We start from the raw sequence: 14582 nt of genomic DNA on the forward strand, positions 1-14582 counted from the left end.
ACTCAGCCGCGGGCCAGCTCCGCCAGGTGGGCGATGGCTTCTTCGCTCTTGAGCACCAGCACATCGCCCTCCAGCGCATCCAGCACCACTTCCGAGGTATTGCCAATCAACGCCCCGGAAATCCCCGTGCGGCACACCGTGCCTATCACGGTCACCACTGCATTGAGCTTCTTTTCGGTATGTGGAATCAACACATCCGCTGGCCCTTCGGCCACGTGCAGGCACTCATCGCTGATGCCGTATTCGGCCTGGAACGCCTTGCATGCTTCACGGTAGCGTTTTTCGATCGTATCGCTCAGCTGGTAGGCCGGGTCCGACGCTGACAGCATCGGCGACGGGTGGGCGCTAATGACATGCAGTTCTCCCTTGGCCAGTTTGGCAATCTCGAAGCCGTGGTCGATGATGCTGGCATGCAGGCGGCGGTGGTCTTCGTCCTGGTTACCCACGTCCACTGCCGCCAAAATCTTGCCCCCGGTCCACGGCCGTTCGCTCTTGACCATCAGCACGGTACCCGGGCATTGGCGCAGCAGCTTCCAGTCGCTGGGGGTGAGCAGGGCCTTTTTCAGCGGGTTGTCCGGGCGGTGTTCCTTGATCACCAGTTCGCAGCCTTCGGCCTGCTGTACATGGATGATGGTGTCGTGCAGGCTGTCGCGCCAGCCCTCTTCATGGGTGACATTGGCGTAGCCGTCATCATGCAACTGGCTGCTCAGCAGGCTGAGCAGCGCACTGTGATCATGCCGCTTGTCACACATCAGCAAGTGCAGGCGTGCGCCCGTGACGCCTGCAATCAGCTTGGCGCGCGTAAGCGCCCGGCTGTGAGCGTGCGCGGGGTCGAGGACGACGAGAATGCTGCGGACGGCTTGCATGGGCGTTAACTCCCTTCGATGATGGCGACCAATGCCTGACTATAGTCGGCGCTTCCCCCTCCAGCGCTTGATGTACATCAAGCATAGTCACTGGCACCGCCAGCCGCCGCCGGTATAATCGCCGGCCCTGCCTGTTCTGTGTGGTTGCACGCTTATGTCCCTGATCCCCGAAATCGACGCCTTTCTTGGCTGCCCGACGCCAGACGCCTGGATCGAAGCGGCGCTCGCCGACCAGGAAACCCTGCTGATCGACCACAAGAACTGCGAGTTCAAGGCCGCCAGCACGGCCTTGAGCCTGATCGCCAAGTACAACACTCACCTTGATCTGATCAACATGATGTCGCGCCTGGCCCGCGAGGAGCTGGTGCATCACGAACAGGTGTTACGCCTCATGAAGCGTCGTGGGGTGCCGTTGCGCCCGGTATCGGCGGGGCGTTACGCGTCGGGGTTGCGCCGACTGGTGCGCGCCCACGAGCCGGTCAAGCTGGTGGATACACTGGTGGTGGGCGCGTTCATCGAGGCGCGCAGTTGCGAACGTTTTGCCGCGCTGGTGCCACATCTGGATGAAGAGCTGGGCCGCTTCTACCACGGGTTGCTGAAAAGCGAAGCGCGCCACTACCAGGGCTACCTGAAACTGGCGCACAACTACGGTGATGAGGCGGACATCGCCCGCCGTGTCGAGCTGGTACGCGCGGCGGAAATGGAGCTGATCCAGTCGCCAGACCAGGAACTGCGCTTCCACAGCGGCATCCCGCAGGCTTTGGCCGCCTGATGTGCACCAGGCGGCGCAGGCCTTAACTGCGCCGACCCAGTAGCAGGCCTACCGCCAACCCGAGGCCGGCGGAAATGGCCACGGTCTGCCAGGGGTGGCCGCCGATGTAGTCCTGAGTGGCGTCCACCACCGGTTGCGCCTTGCTGCGCACGTTGCTCGCCGCCTGGCGTGCCTGGCGCAGCTTCAGGCTCACCTGGGCGCGCAACGTCTCTGCTTCTTCGCCGACCAGTGCGGCACTGTCGTTCAGCAGTTTTTCCGATTCTTCTATCAGCGATTGCAGTTCGCTGAATACCTGGTCCTTGATCTGATCGCTGTCAGCCAGTGTGGCGTTCTTCCGGGCCATGAACTCGTCCTCGTCAATGGGGGTGATGTGAACAATGGATGCCGCCACGTCGGGAAAGTTGCGGCGACTTTCCGGTGATGCTGTGCCTGGGTGTAAGATAGCGGCCATTTTCAAACCTGCAGGTACCTTCATGAGTTTCAATCTGGCCAACATGAGCTTCGAGGAACGGGCGCAGATCGAGGCAGAGAAGGCCCGGTTGTTCGAGATGTGGCAGAACAACCTGGGCAAAGCCAAGGGCGAAGCCGCCCGGCTGATTGCCGAAAAGCCACGGCGCAAGGGCAAATGGGCCGAGTGGGTGCGCGCCGAACTGGACGGCATGACGCCGCCTGAATACGCCAGCATGGTGCGCAGCGAAGTCAACAAGCTGATGGCCGCAGCCAGCGCCAACCGCTGAGCACACCCGCCCGGCGCTTATCAGTAGGTGCCCTTGGGCAGGTCCAGCTTGCCTTCATCGGTAAAACGCACGGTCCCCAGCGGCCCGCCGGCCAGTTTGCCGCGCAGCTTGTAGGGTAGACCCTGCAGCGAATCTACCTTGCCCAGCCCATAGGCCTGGCGCAGGAAGGAAAACGCCGTGATGCTTACCGGCACCACGATCACCGCTTCGTCGTAGCGGCCAATGTGCCCCTGCTGGTCACTGACACCAGCGGCCAGCGGCTGGCCGTTCACTTCCAGGTTCAAGGCAATGCCGTTGTAATCGATCGGTGCCTCATTGGGGTTTTGCACCCGCATTTTCACCGCCATGCGCAGTTCCAGCTCCTGCCCGGGCAGTGGTTCGATGCCGATCACGCTGATGTTCACCGGGTCGCGTGGCTGGAGCAGCGCACAGGCCGCCAGGCCAAAGGCCATCAGCAGGACCAGAAACAGGCGGGTGTAGCGGTACAGACGGGCAGTCATGGGCTGTGACCTTGCCGGAGTGGAGCTGGCAGTGTGGCAAATGCGCGTCGACGTTGAAAGTATCGGTTCATATGAAAGATACTGTTTCTCATTAACGCCCGATAACCTCTCTTACTGGCTGTTCCCCAATCATGCTGACTTCACCCATGTCGGGCCTGCTGGCAAGCTTCCAGGAGCACTACGACGACCTGCTGCAGTTTCTGACGCGGCGCATGAGCGACCGTCAGCGCGCGGCCGATGTGGCGCAGGAAACCTACCTGAAGCTGGTGAACATCGACGAGCAGGCGGTGCCGGTGGTGCACGCGCGCAGTTTCATTTTCCGTGTGGCCGGCAACCTGGCGATTGACGCCTTGCGCCGTGAGCAACGCATCGCCGCCAGCCACGAGGACAGCGACGGAGCCTGTGAGGTGGCCTGTCCGGCGCCGGCACCCGAGGCGGCGTTGCTGGCCCGCGAGCGCTTGCAGATTCTTGACCAGGCGCTGTTGCAGTTGCCCGACAATGCCCGCCAGGCGCTGTTGCTCAACCGTGTCGAGGGCCTGACCCAGAAGCAGGTCGCTCAACGCCTGGGGGTTTCCGAGAGCATGGTGGCAAAGTATATCGGCCAGGCCTTGCGCCATTGCCGCGGCCGGCTGAAGCAGGCGGGTGTGGCGGCATCGGTGGTGTTGCTGGTCGCCGCCGTGGCGGGTTGGCAGCAAGCCCCGATGCTGCTGGCCGATTACCACTCCGCCGTGGGCGAGCGGCAGGTCATTACCCTGGCAGATGGCACACGGGTGACGCTGAACAGCGCCAGTGCCTTGAGCGTGGCGTTCAGCGAGCATGAGCGGCGTGTGGTACTCGATGCGGGTGAGGCGCTGTTCGAGACCGCCGATGATTCACGTCCGTTCGTGGTCGAAACGGCCGGTGCGCGGGTGCAGGGCAATGCCGCCACCTTCAGCGTGCAGCGCGATGGCCACGTCGTGTTGGCACGCGGTGAAGCCAAGGTGGGTGAACATGAACTGGCGGTGGCGGCCGATGCCGGCACGCAGATGGCCTGGCAGCGTGGCAAGCTGATCTTCAACGGCAAACCGCTGGGGCAGGTGCTGACGGAGCTTGAGCGATACCGGCATGGGCGCATTGTGTTGTCCGACAGCAAGCTGGCTGCGATGGAAGTGAGCGGGGTGTTTGACCTGGATGAACCTGAGGCCCTGTTGCGCACGTTGGAGCAGCGGTATGGCCTGAAGGTGACTTACCTGCCGTGGTTGGCCGTGGTGCATTGATCAGCCTGTGCCGGCCTCTTAGCGGCAAGCCCGTTCCTGCACAGGTCGCACAATCTTCAGGCGGGCGCAGTCGTTGTAGGAGCGGGCTTGCCCGCGAAGAGGCCGGACAGAAATAAAAATATTTTCCATTTGGCACTGCAAGTTCCTGCAAGCCAGATCGTCGTAGTGAGACTGATCAGCAACCCATTCTCATTTACGACTTGTCAGGAAGCTCATTCGTGCCTCTGATGCTCAAGCCCTTGCACCGCCGTCGCGGTCCTTTTCACCATGCCTTGATGTCTTGCAGTGCCATGGCCCTGTTGCTCGGCCCCCTGCACGCAGGGGCCGCGACGACTGCCGAACAGACCCAGATGCAAGCTCGCCAGGTCCAGCTCGACCTGCCAGCCCAGCCGCTGGACCAGGCGCTGACCACCTTCGCCGACCAAGCCGGCCTGCACCTGCTGTACACCACAGGCGATGTCGCCGGCCAGGTCAGCCCGGCGTTGCAGGGCAACTACAGTGTCGAGCAGGCCCTGCAGCAGTTGTTGGCCGGCAGCGGCATGAGCTGGCAGTTCAGCGAGGCTCGCACCGTCACCCTGCGCAAGGCCGAGGCCGCGCCGCAGGCGGTCAACCTCAAGCCGATCGAAGTCAGCGTAGCCTCGCGCACCAGCACCGCCATCAGCGAAATCCCTGGGACCGTCTGGGTGGTCGACCAGCAGCAATTGCGCGAGCAGATCGACAGCGGCGTCAGCCTGAAGGAAGCCATTGGCAAGCTGGTACCGGGCCTTGACCTGGCGCCGGAAGGGCGCACCAATTACGGCCAGAACATGCGTGGGCGCAACGTGCTGGTGATGATCGACGGGGTCAGCCAGAACAGCTCCCGCGGCCTGTCGCGCCAGTTCGACAGCATTTCGCCGTTCAACGTCGAGCGCGTCGAAGTGCTGTCTGGCGCCAGCGCCATCTACGGCGGTGGCGCCACTGGCGGCATCATCAACATCGTGACCAAAAAGGGTGAGCCTGGCCCGGCGCGCTTCGAAACCCAGTTGGGGGCCAGCAGCGGTTTCAACAACAGCGACGACCTGGCCACCCGCTTCGCCCAGTCGGTCAGCGGCGGCAACGAACGGGTCAATGCCCGGTTGGGCGTTTCCGGTGAGCAGAACGAAGCCTTCTACGATGGTGCTGGTGACCAGATTTTCATCGACAACACCCAGACCGACCTGCAGTACAACCGCACCATCGACGTACTCGGTACCTTGGGCCTGCAGCTGAACGACCAGCAGAGCCTCGACCTGTTGGCCCAGTACTACGACTCGGGCAACCACGGCAGCACGGGTATCTACTTCCCCAACCTGAACTACAACGCGCCATCCGACCTGGAAGACGCCGAACTGCGCAGCGGTTATTCATCGGACCTGGAGCCGCGTACGCGGCGCTTGCTGCTCAACGCCAATTACCACCACACCGACGTGCTCGGCCAGGACTTCTACCTGCAGGCCTCGTACCGCAAGGAAGACGACAACTTCTACCCGTTCCCGTACTACAACCGTGCCACGCCCACCGGCTCGCGCGGGGTGTACTTTGCGGCCTCGCAGCAAAACTTCGAAGTCACCAGCCTCAAGGGCCTGTTTGCCAAACAGTGGGATACGCTAAAGCTGACCTACGGCGTTGACCTGGACCGCGAGCGCTTCAACGCCGAGCAGACCACCTTCAACGCCCAGACCTCGTCCGAGTCGGGTGGCCTGGAGCTGGAAAAAGACAGCAAGGCCGCACGCTACCCCAGCTACCGGGTGGATGGTGTGTCGGTGTATGCCCAGCTGGACTGGCATGCCACCGACAACCTGACATTGTCCGGTGGTGCCCGGCGCCAGCAGATGGACGTGGATGTCAGCGACTTCAAGGGCGTGCCAGGTGGCAGTAACGACTATCAGGTCAACCTGTTCAACGTCGGTGCCATCTACGACTTCAAGAACGGCCACCAGGTGTGGAGCAACTATGGCGAAGGCTTCGACCTGCCTGACCCGGCCAAGTACTACGGCAAGCCGGGCCTGAGCGTGGCCGATAACCCGTTGGCCGGTATCAAGAGCCGCCAGGTGGAAGTGGGCTGGCGCTATGCCGACCTGGATTGGGATGCACAGGCAGCGCTGTACTACATCTGGTCGGACAAGATCATCAACGTCGATTCGCAAACGCTGACCATCGACGTGGAAGAGCAGAAAAGCCGCGACTTTGGCTTTGAAGGTGCACTGACCCGGCACTTCCAGACCGGCTGGGAAACCGGCGGCACATTGCACATGACACGCTCCGAGGAAGAGGCCGAGGATGGCGGCTGGATCAAGCGCGATGCCCGTTATGCCTCGTTGTCCAAGGCCACCGCGTTCGTCGGCTGGAAAGGCGATGGCCGCAGTGCACGGTTGCAGGCCAACCATGCCTTCAGCCTGAAGGACGATGCCGATCACGAGATTGACGGTTACACCACCTTTGACCTGCTGGGCAGCCAAGACACCGGTTTCGGCACCGTCAGTGCCGGTATCCAGAACGTGCTGGACAAACAGTACAGCACGGTATGGGGACAGCGTGCGACGTTGTTCTATTCGCCGACCTACGGGCCGGCGTATCTGTATGACTACCAGGGGCGCGGGCGGACCTACACCCTGACCTGGAGCATGGCTTACTGATTGTGGTTGCCTGAACCGGCCCTTTCGCGGGTGAACCCGCTCCTACACGACGGTGCCTGTGCCCAGCCACCGACAGGTGTCCACCACCGATCCGATGTAGGAGCGGGTTTACCCGCGAATACGGTAGCGGCGGCAACGGTGAACGGCGGGTGTAAATTGGCCAGCAGGCCCGGCCCCTTCGCGGGTAAACCCGCGAAGGGGCCGGTTCAGGCAAACGCCGCCAGCAAATCCTGCGCAAATACATGGGCTGCCTCTCCAACCCCCTGTGCCCGGTGCCGGGCCAAGGTGAACGGCACCCCAAAATCAAGCTCAGGGTCCAACGCCCATAACAGCCCCTCGGCCTCCCAGGCCTGTGCACAGTGGCATGGCAAGTAGCCAATATGCCGCCCAGACAGAATGAACGTCAGCACGCTCTCGATCTGCTCCGCCACTGCCGTGCTGCGTCTGCTCTGGAATGGCTCGCCCCCTTTGAGAAAACGGTACGGATGGCGCACCTGGTCCATGTCCAGCAACCGCTCAAGCCCAACATCCGTCTCGCCATACAGCACATGCCCCTTGCCGCAATACAGCCGCTGGCGCTCCGCGAACAAGGGCTGGTAATCAAAGGCCGCCTGGTTGCCGGAAAAATAGCTGATGGCATAGTCCAACCGCTGCTCCAGCAACAGCCGTTCCAGCTCCGCCGGCGGTGCACTGACAAGCTCCAGTTGCACCGATTCTTCTCGCCTGCGAAATGCCGCAATGGCCGCCGCCAGTTTCAGGCTCACCGCCTTGTCCTGATTTTCCGCCATGCCTATGCGCACAGTTCCCAGCAGCCGCCCGGCAACGCCGTTGGCCTGCTGGCGAAACTGCTCAATGTTCAGCAGTAGCCCATGCGCCGCGTCCAATAGCAATTCACCTTTTTCCGTCAGGCGAAAACCACCCTTGCCGCGGCTGCACAGGCGGTAACCCACGCGTGCCTCCAGTTGCGCCATGCGCTGGCTGATGGTGGGCTGGCTCAGGCCCAGCACGCCTTGAGCGGCGCTGAAGCCACCCGCCTCGACTACAGTGACGAACAGCCGCAGAAGGTGCAGGTCGGGGTCGTGCACTTGTCCGAGCATTACATTGCTCCTGATGAATGTCAGCTTTGCAAACTTGCCATTTGTGCAATGTAACCCGGCTGGCATGCTCGCGGCATCCACCCATTTGCCGAGGTGTCCGCCATGCGTCGATCGTTGTGCCTTTTGTCTCTGGTTCTGGCCCTGCCGCTGCAGGCCGAAGAAAAGGTCGTCAATCTCTACAGCTGGGCCGATTACGTCGCCCCGCAAACCTTGCAGCGCTTCGAACAGGAAACGGGCTACAAGGTGCGTTACGACACCTTTGACACCCCCGAGGTGCTGGAAACCAAGCTGTTGACCGGTGGTAGCGGCTACGACGTGGTGGTGCCGTCATCCACCGTGCTGGCCCGGGCGCTCAAGGCCAATGCCCTGCAACCGCTGGACGCTCAGGCCATGCCTGGCTATGGCAACCTCGACAAGGACCTGCTGGGCAAACTGGCCGAGGTTGACCCCGGCAACCGCCATGCTGTGCCGTACACCTGGGGCACGCTGGGCCTGGGGGTAAATGTGGAGGCAGTACGCCAGCGCCTTGGCGATGTACCGCTGGACAGCCTCGACCTGTTGTTCAAGCCCGAGTACGCCACCCGCCTGAAGGGTTGCGGCATCGCTTTGCCTGACTCGCCCCAGGAGGTGATCGGCGTAGCCCTGAACTACCTGGGCAAGGACCCTTACAGCCAGAACAAGGATGACCTGGCTGCCGCGCAGAACCTGCTCAGCCAGTTGCAGCCGTCGGTCAGCTACGTTGCCAACGGCCGGCAGATCAACGACCTGGCCAATGGCAGCGTGTGCCTGGCGTTGACCTACAACGGTGATGCCGCGATGGCCGCCGACCAGGCCCGCCGTGCCGGCAAGCCGTTCGAGGTGATCTACCGCATCCCCCGCGAAGGCACGCTGGTATGGCAGGACAACCTGGTCATCCCCAAGGACGCCCCGCACCCCGAGGCCGCACGGGCGTTCATCGCCTTCATGCTCAAGCCAGAGTCGGTGGCAGCGCTGACCAACACGCTGTTCTTCGCCAATGCCAACCAGGCTGCCACGCCGCTGGTGGACGAAGCGGTGCGCAACGACCCGGATATCTATCCGTCGGCCGAGGTGCGTCAGCGCCTGTATGCCGACCGCAGCATGGCCTTGGCCGACCTGCGCCAACGCAACCGTCTGTGGACCGCCTTCCGCAGCCGGCAGTAGCCCATGACAATCAAGGAGCCCGACCGTGGACCAAGCCGCAAGCAATGACCAGGCCATGACCCGCGATAGCCTGTATGGTACCGCCGCAGAAAGCACCTACGCCGGTGTTGTCAGTTTTTCCCGCCGCCGCTACAGCCGCGACTTGCGCGGTGTGGATGTGGTGGTCAGCGGTGTGCCGTTCGACACGGCCACCAGTAACCGCCCCGGCGCGCGCTTCGGCCCGCGGGCGATCCGTGCTGCCTCGGTCCAGCAGGCCTGGGCCCGCCACTGGCCGTGGGCGTTCGACCCGTTCGACCACCTGGCGGTCATCGACTATGGCGACTGCCCCTTCGACAGCGGCACGCCGCAGTCGGTACCGGACAGCATCGAGGCCCATGCCGAGCACATTCTGCAGGCGGGTTGCGCCATGCTGACCCTTGGTGGCGACCACTTCATCAGCTACCCGCTGCTCAAGGCTCACGCCCGCCGCCATGGCCCGCTGGCGCTGATCCATTTCGATGCGCACAGTGACACCTGGCCGGACGAGGCGGGTAAGCGCATCGACCACGGCACCATGTTCTGGCATGCCGCCCGCGAAGGCCTGGTTGACCCGGCCCACTCGGTGCAGATTGGCCTGCGCACGACCAATGACGACAGCCAGGGCTTTGCCATTCTCGACGCCAGGCAGGTGCACCGCCAGGGCACAGAGGCGGTGATTGCAGCGATTCGCCAGCGGGTGGGCGAGCGGCCGGTGTACCTGACCTTCGACATCGACTGCCTCGACCCGGCCTACGCGCCCGGTACCGGAACCCCGGTGTGTGGCGGGCTGAGCACGGTGCAGGCGCTGGAGATTCTGGGTGGGCTGCGTGGCATCAACCTGGTAGGCATGGACTTGGTGGAAGTGGCGCCAGCCTATGACCATGCCGATATCACCGCATTGGCCGGGGCAACCCTGGCCATGGAGATGCTGTGCCTGTATGCGGCGCGGCACGAGGTGGATAACGGCCAGTAGAAGGTTGCGGCCATTGGAGGGCGAAGCAGCCCTCCGCGGCCCATACTGAAACATCAGGAATCAACTCCACCCGCATTCACACTTTTGCCACGAACCCCTCGCGCCTTAGGCTATCAAACCCACCAGGCGCGGCATTTTCGTACAGGAGGTGAAGCATGACCCCGACATTGCCCATCCTGGCCCTCGGCCTGGCCTTGTGCCTGCCCACGCACGCGGCTGCGCAGCAGCCCGTGCAACGTGCTGCCGGCAACAACAACCCTTACAACAGCCCGATCCAGCGGGCCAACCCCAACAGCCGTCAAGGCAGCATGCCGGCTGCGCCACCGGTACGTGGCCCGTCCACCGACCCGTACCAGCGCCCACCCACCCTGGACAATCGCGGCATCGGCAATGGCGACAACCTGCGCCGTCAGCAGCAAACCCCGAACCTGGAACCCACCCGGCCACCGCGCGACAACCCTCGTGCGCCTTAAGCCCACTTGAAAGGAATCCGGCATGCTTCGAGCACCCTGGCTAGTCACCCTGACCGCCGCCGCGCTACTGCCACTGTGGGCGCATGCCGCGGCCGAACAGCGGTTTCCCAGCGAAGAAGGCACCTTGATCGTCGACACGCTTGCCGATGGCCTGCGCAACCCCTGGGCCCTGGCCTTCCTGCCTGGTGGCAAGGACATGCTGGTGACCGAGCGCGCCGGCAACCTGCGGCTGGTCAATGCCGAAGGCAAGGTCGGCCCGCCGATCAGCGGTGTACCCAAAGTCTGGGCCGAAGGCCAGGGCGGCTTGCTGGATGTGGCACTGTCACCGGAGTTCGGCAAGGACCGCACCGTTTACCTGTCCTACGCCGAGGAGGGCAGTGACGGCAAGGCCGGTACTGCGGTCGGCCGCGGGCAGCTGTCCGAGGACCGCGCCCGGCTGGAGCATTTCACCGTGATCTTCCGCCAGCTGCCCAAGCTGTCGGTGGGTAACCACTTCGGCTCGCGGCTGGTGTTCGACCGCAATGGCTACCTGTTCATCGCCCTGGGCGAGAACAACCAACGTCCCACTGCCCAGGACCTGGATAAGTTGCAAGGCAAGGTCGTGCGTATTCTGCCGGACGGCGAAGTGCCCAAAGACAACCCCTTCGTCGGCAAGGACAACGTGCGCCCGGAGATCTGGTCGTACGGCCACCGTAATCAGCAAGGCGCCGCGCTCAACCCCTGGACCGGCCAGCTGTGGACCCACGAACACGGCCCGCGCGGAGGGGATGAAATCAACATTCCAAAGCCTGGCAAGAACTATGGTTGGCCGATTGCGACCCACGGCATCAACTACTCGCTGCTGCCCATCCCCGAGGCCAAGGGCGAGCATGTAGACGGCATGGTCGACCCGCACCATGTATGGGAAAAGTCACCGGGTATCAGCGGTATGGCGTTCTACGACAGCCCAACGTTCAAGGCCTGGGACCACAATCTGTTCATAGGGGCGCTGGCCACGCAGGAATTGATCCGCTTGCAACTGGAGGGTGACAAGGTGGTGCACGAAGAGCGGTTGCTCGGTGACCTGAAGGCACGTATCCGTGATGTGCGGATGGGGCCAGATGGTTACCTGTATGTACTGACCGATGACAAGGACGGCGCGCTACTCAAGGTCGGCCTGGCCGACTGACGCGCGCCTGCACCGAGGGTGACAGTCGGGTAGAATGCGGCCATGGCCATCGACCCCCAAACCCTCTACCAGCAAGCCCTGAGCACTCGGGGCTACGTCGCTGACCCCGCCCAGGCCCGCGTCGTCGAGGCTTTGCAAGCCTGCTTCCAGTCCCTCGAGCAGGGCCGCCCCACCCAGGGCCTCTACCTCTGGGGCCCGGTCGGGCGCGGCAAGACCTGGTTGATGGACCAGTTCCACCAGTGTCTGCGCATACCGAGCCGGCGCCAGCACTTTCATCACTTCATGGCCTGGGTGCATCAACGCCTGTTTCAGCTCAACGGCACCGCCGACCCGCTATTGGCCCTGGCGGCGGAGCTGGCGCGGCAAATCCGTGTGCTGTGCTTCGATGAACTGTTCGTCAACGACATCGGTGATGCGATCATCCTCGGCCGCCTGTTCCAGGTATTGTTCGATCAGGGCGTGGTGATTGTTGCCACTTCCAACCAGCCACCCGAGCAGCTCTACCGCGATGGTTTCAACCGCGAGCGGTTCCTGCCGGCCATCGCCGCCATTGGTCGTCACATGCAGGTCCTGCCGGTAGCGGGCGAGCAGGATCACCGCCTGCACCCCGGTGAAGCGCGGCAGCGCTATTGGGTAGCCGAGGCAGGGCAGGCCAGCCCGTTGGCCGAGGTGTTTCGCCAGCTCAGCCCCGAAGACGCCGGCACGGATCAGCCCTTGGTTATTGGCTCAAGGCACATTCACGTCGTGCGGCGCAGTGAGCAGGCTATCTGGTGTCGTTTCACGGATCTGTGCGATCAACCCTTGGCGGCCATGGAGTTCATGGCCTTGTGCGACCGTTTTCCCTCGATTCTGGTCTCCGGCATTCCGGCGCTGGGCGGGGAACAGCGGGCGGGGCGGATTGCCCGTGGCACCGAAGATGGCGCGGCGAGGGTCGTGGCGGGTGACCGTGAACTGCCGGCGCTGTCGCCCAAGGACGATGCGGTTCGCCGCTTCATTGCCCTGGTCGACGAATGCTATGACCGTCGGGTGGCGTTGTACCTGGAGGCACAGGTGCCGCTCGATGCCCTCTACACTCAAGGGTATCTGGCGTTCCCGTACCAGCGCACCCTGAGCCGGCTACGGGAGATGCAACTGCAACGCTTCGCCTGAAAAGGAGCCGACCATGCAGCCGCTATCGCATCATCTGCTGACCCAGGCCTATAACAATGGCTGGGCCAACCATCGCCTGTACAAGGCCTGCCTGCAACTGACCCAGGACGAGTTCGTCGCCCCGCGTTGCAGCTTCTTCCCGTCGATCAAGGCCACCCTCAACCACTTGCTGACGGTGGATTGGTTTTACCTGCATATGCTCGAGTGCGAGCAGCGCGGCGAGCAGCCCGATGCCGACGGCGAACGCTTTTTCGACCCGGAGCAGCCGTTTGCCACCTGTACCGATCTGCATGCCGAGCAGGCCCAGGCTGACCACCGTTTGATCGCCTACTGCCGGGGGCTGAGTGATGGCGACCTTGGCCGCTATGTGAGCGTCGTACGGCCCGATCGGGTGCAGCGCGAGCAGCGGCTGCGGTTGCTGGCGCATCTGTTCGAACATCAGGTGCATCACCGTGGGCAGGTGCACGCAATGCTCAGTGATACAGCGGTCAGACCACCACAGCTGGATGAGTTTTTCTGCGAAGAAGAGGCTGAGTTGCGGGCGGACGACTTTGCCGAGCTGGGCTGGACAGAAACGCAGGTCTGGAACGTGTAAAGGAACCCTGTGGCAGCAGCGGGCGTGCGCAAAATCCCAAAGCCTGCGTGCTCCCACAGGGGCCAATCATTGGCTCACTTGCCCAGCCATTCGACCAGGGTGCGATTGAACCGCACCGGTTCCTCGATTTGCGGCGCGTGCCCCATGCCTTCGAACGTGATCAGCTCACCTTTGGGTATCAGCTTGGCCACCTGCGGCCCCAGCTCTGCATAGTTGCCCAGCTTGGCCTTTACCTCCGGCGGCGCGATATCGCTGCCGATGGCCGTGGTGTCCTGGTCGCCGATCAGCAGCAGGGTCGGCATCTGCAGGTGCTTGAACTCGTGGTACACCGGCTGGGTAAAGATCATGTCGTAGATCAGTGCCGAGTTCCACGCCACCGCTTCATGCCCTGGCCCTTTGTTCAAGCCCACCAGCATCTGCACCCAGCGTTCATATTCAGGCTTCCAGCGCCCGGCGTAATAGGTCTTGCGCTCATATGCACGTACGCCTTCGGCATCCAGCTTGAGTTCGCGGGCATACCACTGGTCCACGGTGCGGTAGGGCACCCCCAGCGCTTTCCAGTCTTCCAGGCCGATTGGGTTGACCATTGCCAGGCGTTCCACCTGCTGTGGGTACATCAGCGCATAGCGGGTGGCCAGCATGCCGCCGGTGGAGTGGCCGAGCACAATGGTTTGCTTCACACCCAGCTGTTCGAGCAGGGCATGGGTGTTGTCGGCCAGTTGCTGAAAGCTGTACTGGTAATGCGCCGGTTTGCTTGATGTACAGAAGCCGACCTGGTCGGGCGCGATGACCCGGTAGCCGGCCTTGCTCAAGGCGTCGATGGTGGTTTCCCAGGTGGCGGCGCAGAAGTTCTTGCCGTGCATCAGCACCACGTTGTGGCCGTTGGCCTGGCCCTGGGCGGGCACGTCCATGTAGCCCATCTGCAGGGCCTGGCCCTGGGACTTGAAGTTGAAATGCTTGAGGGGGTGCGGGTAGCTGAAGCCTTCAAGCTGGGGGCCGTAGGTAGGCGACTCGGCAGCGATGGCCGAACTGCTGGCAAGGCAGGCCAGGGCGAGGGCGGTTGCGCGCAGCATGGGGGAACTCCGTGTAGGGCCAGGTTGAATGGGGCGACTGTAACAGGCAGTGGACCACGCGAAACCTGA

General features: G+C 63.1%; 15 protein-coding genes. 10 read left to right on the top strand and 5 right to left on the bottom strand.

Translation table 11 applies throughout. The features are described from left to right. Positions 1–2: 2 nt before the first annotated feature. Positions 3–866, bottom strand: a complete 864-nt coding sequence (locus tag I8746_RS11045) for a universal stress protein (protein WP_012053126.1) — start codon at positions 864–866, stop codon at positions 3–5. Between the two features lie 154 nt (positions 867–1020). On the opposite strand from I8746_RS11045, the gene I8746_RS11050 reads away from it, so the two are divergent. Then, positions 1021–1638 (top strand): tRNA-(ms[2]io[6]A)-hydroxylase, encoded by a 618-nt coding sequence (locus I8746_RS11050; RefSeq protein WP_003248869.1) that lies wholly within the window; start codon positions 1021–1023, stop codon positions 1636–1638. A gap of 22 nt (positions 1639–1660) precedes the next feature. Here I8746_RS11050 and I8746_RS11055 read toward each other — a convergent pair whose 3' ends face one another. Continuing rightward, positions 1661–1981 carry a YqjD family protein gene (locus tag I8746_RS11055; protein ID WP_003248878.1) on the bottom strand — a complete coding sequence of 107 codons (321 nt, stop codon included), beginning with the start codon at positions 1979–1981 and terminating at the stop codon, positions 1661–1663. Positions 1982–2111: 130 nt separating this feature from the next. Between I8746_RS11055 and I8746_RS11060 the strand changes: the two genes are divergently transcribed. Further along, on the top strand, positions 2112–2375 hold the full coding sequence (locus tag I8746_RS11060; RefSeq protein ID WP_003248880.1) for a hypothetical protein: 264 nt from the start codon (positions 2112–2114) through the stop codon (positions 2373–2375). A 20-nt stretch (positions 2376–2395) separates the two neighbouring features. Here I8746_RS11060 and I8746_RS11065 read toward each other — a convergent pair whose 3' ends face one another. Beyond that, positions 2396–2875, bottom strand: a complete 480-nt coding sequence (locus I8746_RS11065; RefSeq protein ID WP_221100672.1) for an LEA type 2 family protein — start codon at positions 2873–2875, stop codon at positions 2396–2398. A 131-nt stretch (positions 2876–3006) separates the two neighbouring features. Here I8746_RS11065 and I8746_RS11070 point away from each other — a divergent pair, with 131 nt between their 5' ends. Together I8746_RS11070 and I8746_RS11075 are read left to right on the top strand one after the other, a co-directional pair. Next, positions 3007–4131, top strand: coding sequence for a sigma-70 family RNA polymerase sigma factor (locus tag I8746_RS11070; RefSeq protein WP_221100673.1), 1125 nt, complete (start codon positions 3007–3009; stop codon positions 4129–4131). A gap of 227 nt (positions 4132–4358) precedes the next feature. Continuing rightward, positions 4359–6785, top strand: a complete 2427-nt coding sequence (locus tag I8746_RS11075) for a TonB-dependent receptor (protein ID WP_004576765.1) — start codon at positions 4359–4361, stop codon at positions 6783–6785. Positions 6786–6991: 206 nt separating this feature from the next. Here I8746_RS11075 and I8746_RS11080 read toward each other — a convergent pair whose 3' ends face one another. Beyond that, a complete protein-coding gene (locus I8746_RS11080) occupies positions 6992–7882 on the bottom strand; it encodes a LysR family transcriptional regulator (protein WP_221100674.1) in 891 nt (296 codons plus the stop codon). A gap of 102 nt (positions 7883–7984) precedes the next feature. Between I8746_RS11080 and I8746_RS11085 the strand changes: the two genes are divergently transcribed. From I8746_RS11085 to I8746_RS11110, 6 genes are all read left to right on the top strand, one after another. Next, positions 7985–9064 (top strand): extracellular solute-binding protein, encoded by a 1080-nt coding sequence (locus tag I8746_RS11085; RefSeq protein ID WP_012053120.1) that lies wholly within the window; start codon positions 7985–7987, stop codon positions 9062–9064. Between the two features lie 25 nt (positions 9065–9089). Continuing rightward, positions 9090–10055 (top strand): agmatinase, encoded by a 966-nt coding sequence (gene speB / locus I8746_RS11090; RefSeq protein WP_221100675.1) that lies wholly within the window; start codon positions 9090–9092, stop codon positions 10053–10055. 155 nt (positions 10056–10210) lie between these two features. Beyond that, the gene (locus I8746_RS11095) at positions 10211–10528 is read left to right on the top strand and encodes a hypothetical protein (RefSeq protein ID WP_012053118.1); all 318 of its coding nucleotides are present in this window, start codon (positions 10211–10213) and stop codon (positions 10526–10528) included. Between the two features lie 22 nt (positions 10529–10550). After that, complete coding sequence (locus tag I8746_RS11100) at positions 10551–11696, top strand: PQQ-dependent sugar dehydrogenase (RefSeq protein ID WP_047604604.1); 1146 nt, start codon at positions 10551–10553, stop codon at positions 11694–11696. A gap of 42 nt (positions 11697–11738) precedes the next feature. Then, positions 11739–12845 carry a cell division protein ZapE gene (gene zapE, locus I8746_RS11105; RefSeq protein ID WP_221100676.1) on the top strand — a complete coding sequence of 369 codons (1107 nt, stop codon included), beginning with the start codon at positions 11739–11741 and terminating at the stop codon, positions 12843–12845. A gap of 13 nt (positions 12846–12858) precedes the next feature. Next, positions 12859–13440, top strand: a complete 582-nt coding sequence (locus I8746_RS11110) for a DinB family protein (protein WP_014753885.1) — start codon at positions 12859–12861, stop codon at positions 13438–13440. A gap of 74 nt (positions 13441–13514) precedes the next feature. Here I8746_RS11110 and I8746_RS11115 read toward each other — a convergent pair whose 3' ends face one another. Then, positions 13515–14513, bottom strand: a complete 999-nt coding sequence (locus tag I8746_RS11115; RefSeq protein WP_014753884.1) for an alpha/beta fold hydrolase — start codon at positions 14511–14513, stop codon at positions 13515–13517. Positions 14514–14582: the final 69 nt, after the last annotated feature.

This window comes from Pseudomonas sp. USTB-Z (genome assembly GCF_019691255.1).
GTDB lineage: Bacteria > Pseudomonadota > Gammaproteobacteria > Pseudomonadales > Pseudomonadaceae > Aquipseudomonas > Aquipseudomonas alloputida.

Excerpts from the sequence above, each read along its gene's own strand:
- I8746_RS11115 (WP_014753884.1), bottom strand. The coding sequence starts at position 14,513 with ATGCTGCGCGCAACCGCCCTCGCCCTGGCCTGCCTTGCCAGCAGTTCG.
- I8746_RS11065 (WP_221100672.1), bottom strand. The coding sequence starts at position 2,875 with ATGACTGCCCGTCTGTACCGCTACACCCGCCTGTTTCTGGTCCTGCTG.
- I8746_RS11045 (WP_012053126.1), bottom strand. The coding sequence starts at position 866 with ATGCAAGCCGTCCGCAGCATTCTCGTCGTCCTCGACCCCGCGCACGCT.
- I8746_RS11055 (WP_003248878.1), bottom strand. The coding sequence starts at position 1,981 with ATGGCCCGGAAGAACGCCACACTGGCTGACAGCGATCAGATCAAGGAC.
- I8746_RS11050 (WP_003248869.1), top strand. The coding sequence starts at position 1,021 with ATGTCCCTGATCCCCGAAATCGACGCCTTTCTTGGCTGCCCGACGCCA.
- zapE (WP_221100676.1), top strand. The coding sequence starts at position 11,739 with ATGGCCATCGACCCCCAAACCCTCTACCAGCAAGCCCTGAGCACTCGG.
- I8746_RS11095 (WP_012053118.1), top strand. The coding sequence starts at position 10,211 with ATGACCCCGACATTGCCCATCCTGGCCCTCGGCCTGGCCTTGTGCCTG.
- I8746_RS11060 (WP_003248880.1), top strand. The coding sequence starts at position 2,112 with ATGAGTTTCAATCTGGCCAACATGAGCTTCGAGGAACGGGCGCAGATC.
- I8746_RS11110 (WP_014753885.1), top strand. The coding sequence starts at position 12,859 with ATGCAGCCGCTATCGCATCATCTGCTGACCCAGGCCTATAACAATGGC.
- I8746_RS11070 (WP_221100673.1), top strand. The coding sequence starts at position 3,007 with ATGCTGACTTCACCCATGTCGGGCCTGCTGGCAAGCTTCCAGGAGCAC.
- I8746_RS11085 (WP_012053120.1), top strand. The coding sequence starts at position 7,985 with ATGCGTCGATCGTTGTGCCTTTTGTCTCTGGTTCTGGCCCTGCCGCTG.
- I8746_RS11080 (WP_221100674.1), bottom strand. The coding sequence starts at position 7,882 with ATGCTCGGACAAGTGCACGACCCCGACCTGCACCTTCTGCGGCTGTTC.
- I8746_RS11075 (WP_004576765.1), top strand. The coding sequence starts at position 4,359 with ATGCTCAAGCCCTTGCACCGCCGTCGCGGTCCTTTTCACCATGCCTTG.
- I8746_RS11100 (WP_047604604.1), top strand. The coding sequence starts at position 10,551 with ATGCTTCGAGCACCCTGGCTAGTCACCCTGACCGCCGCCGCGCTACTG.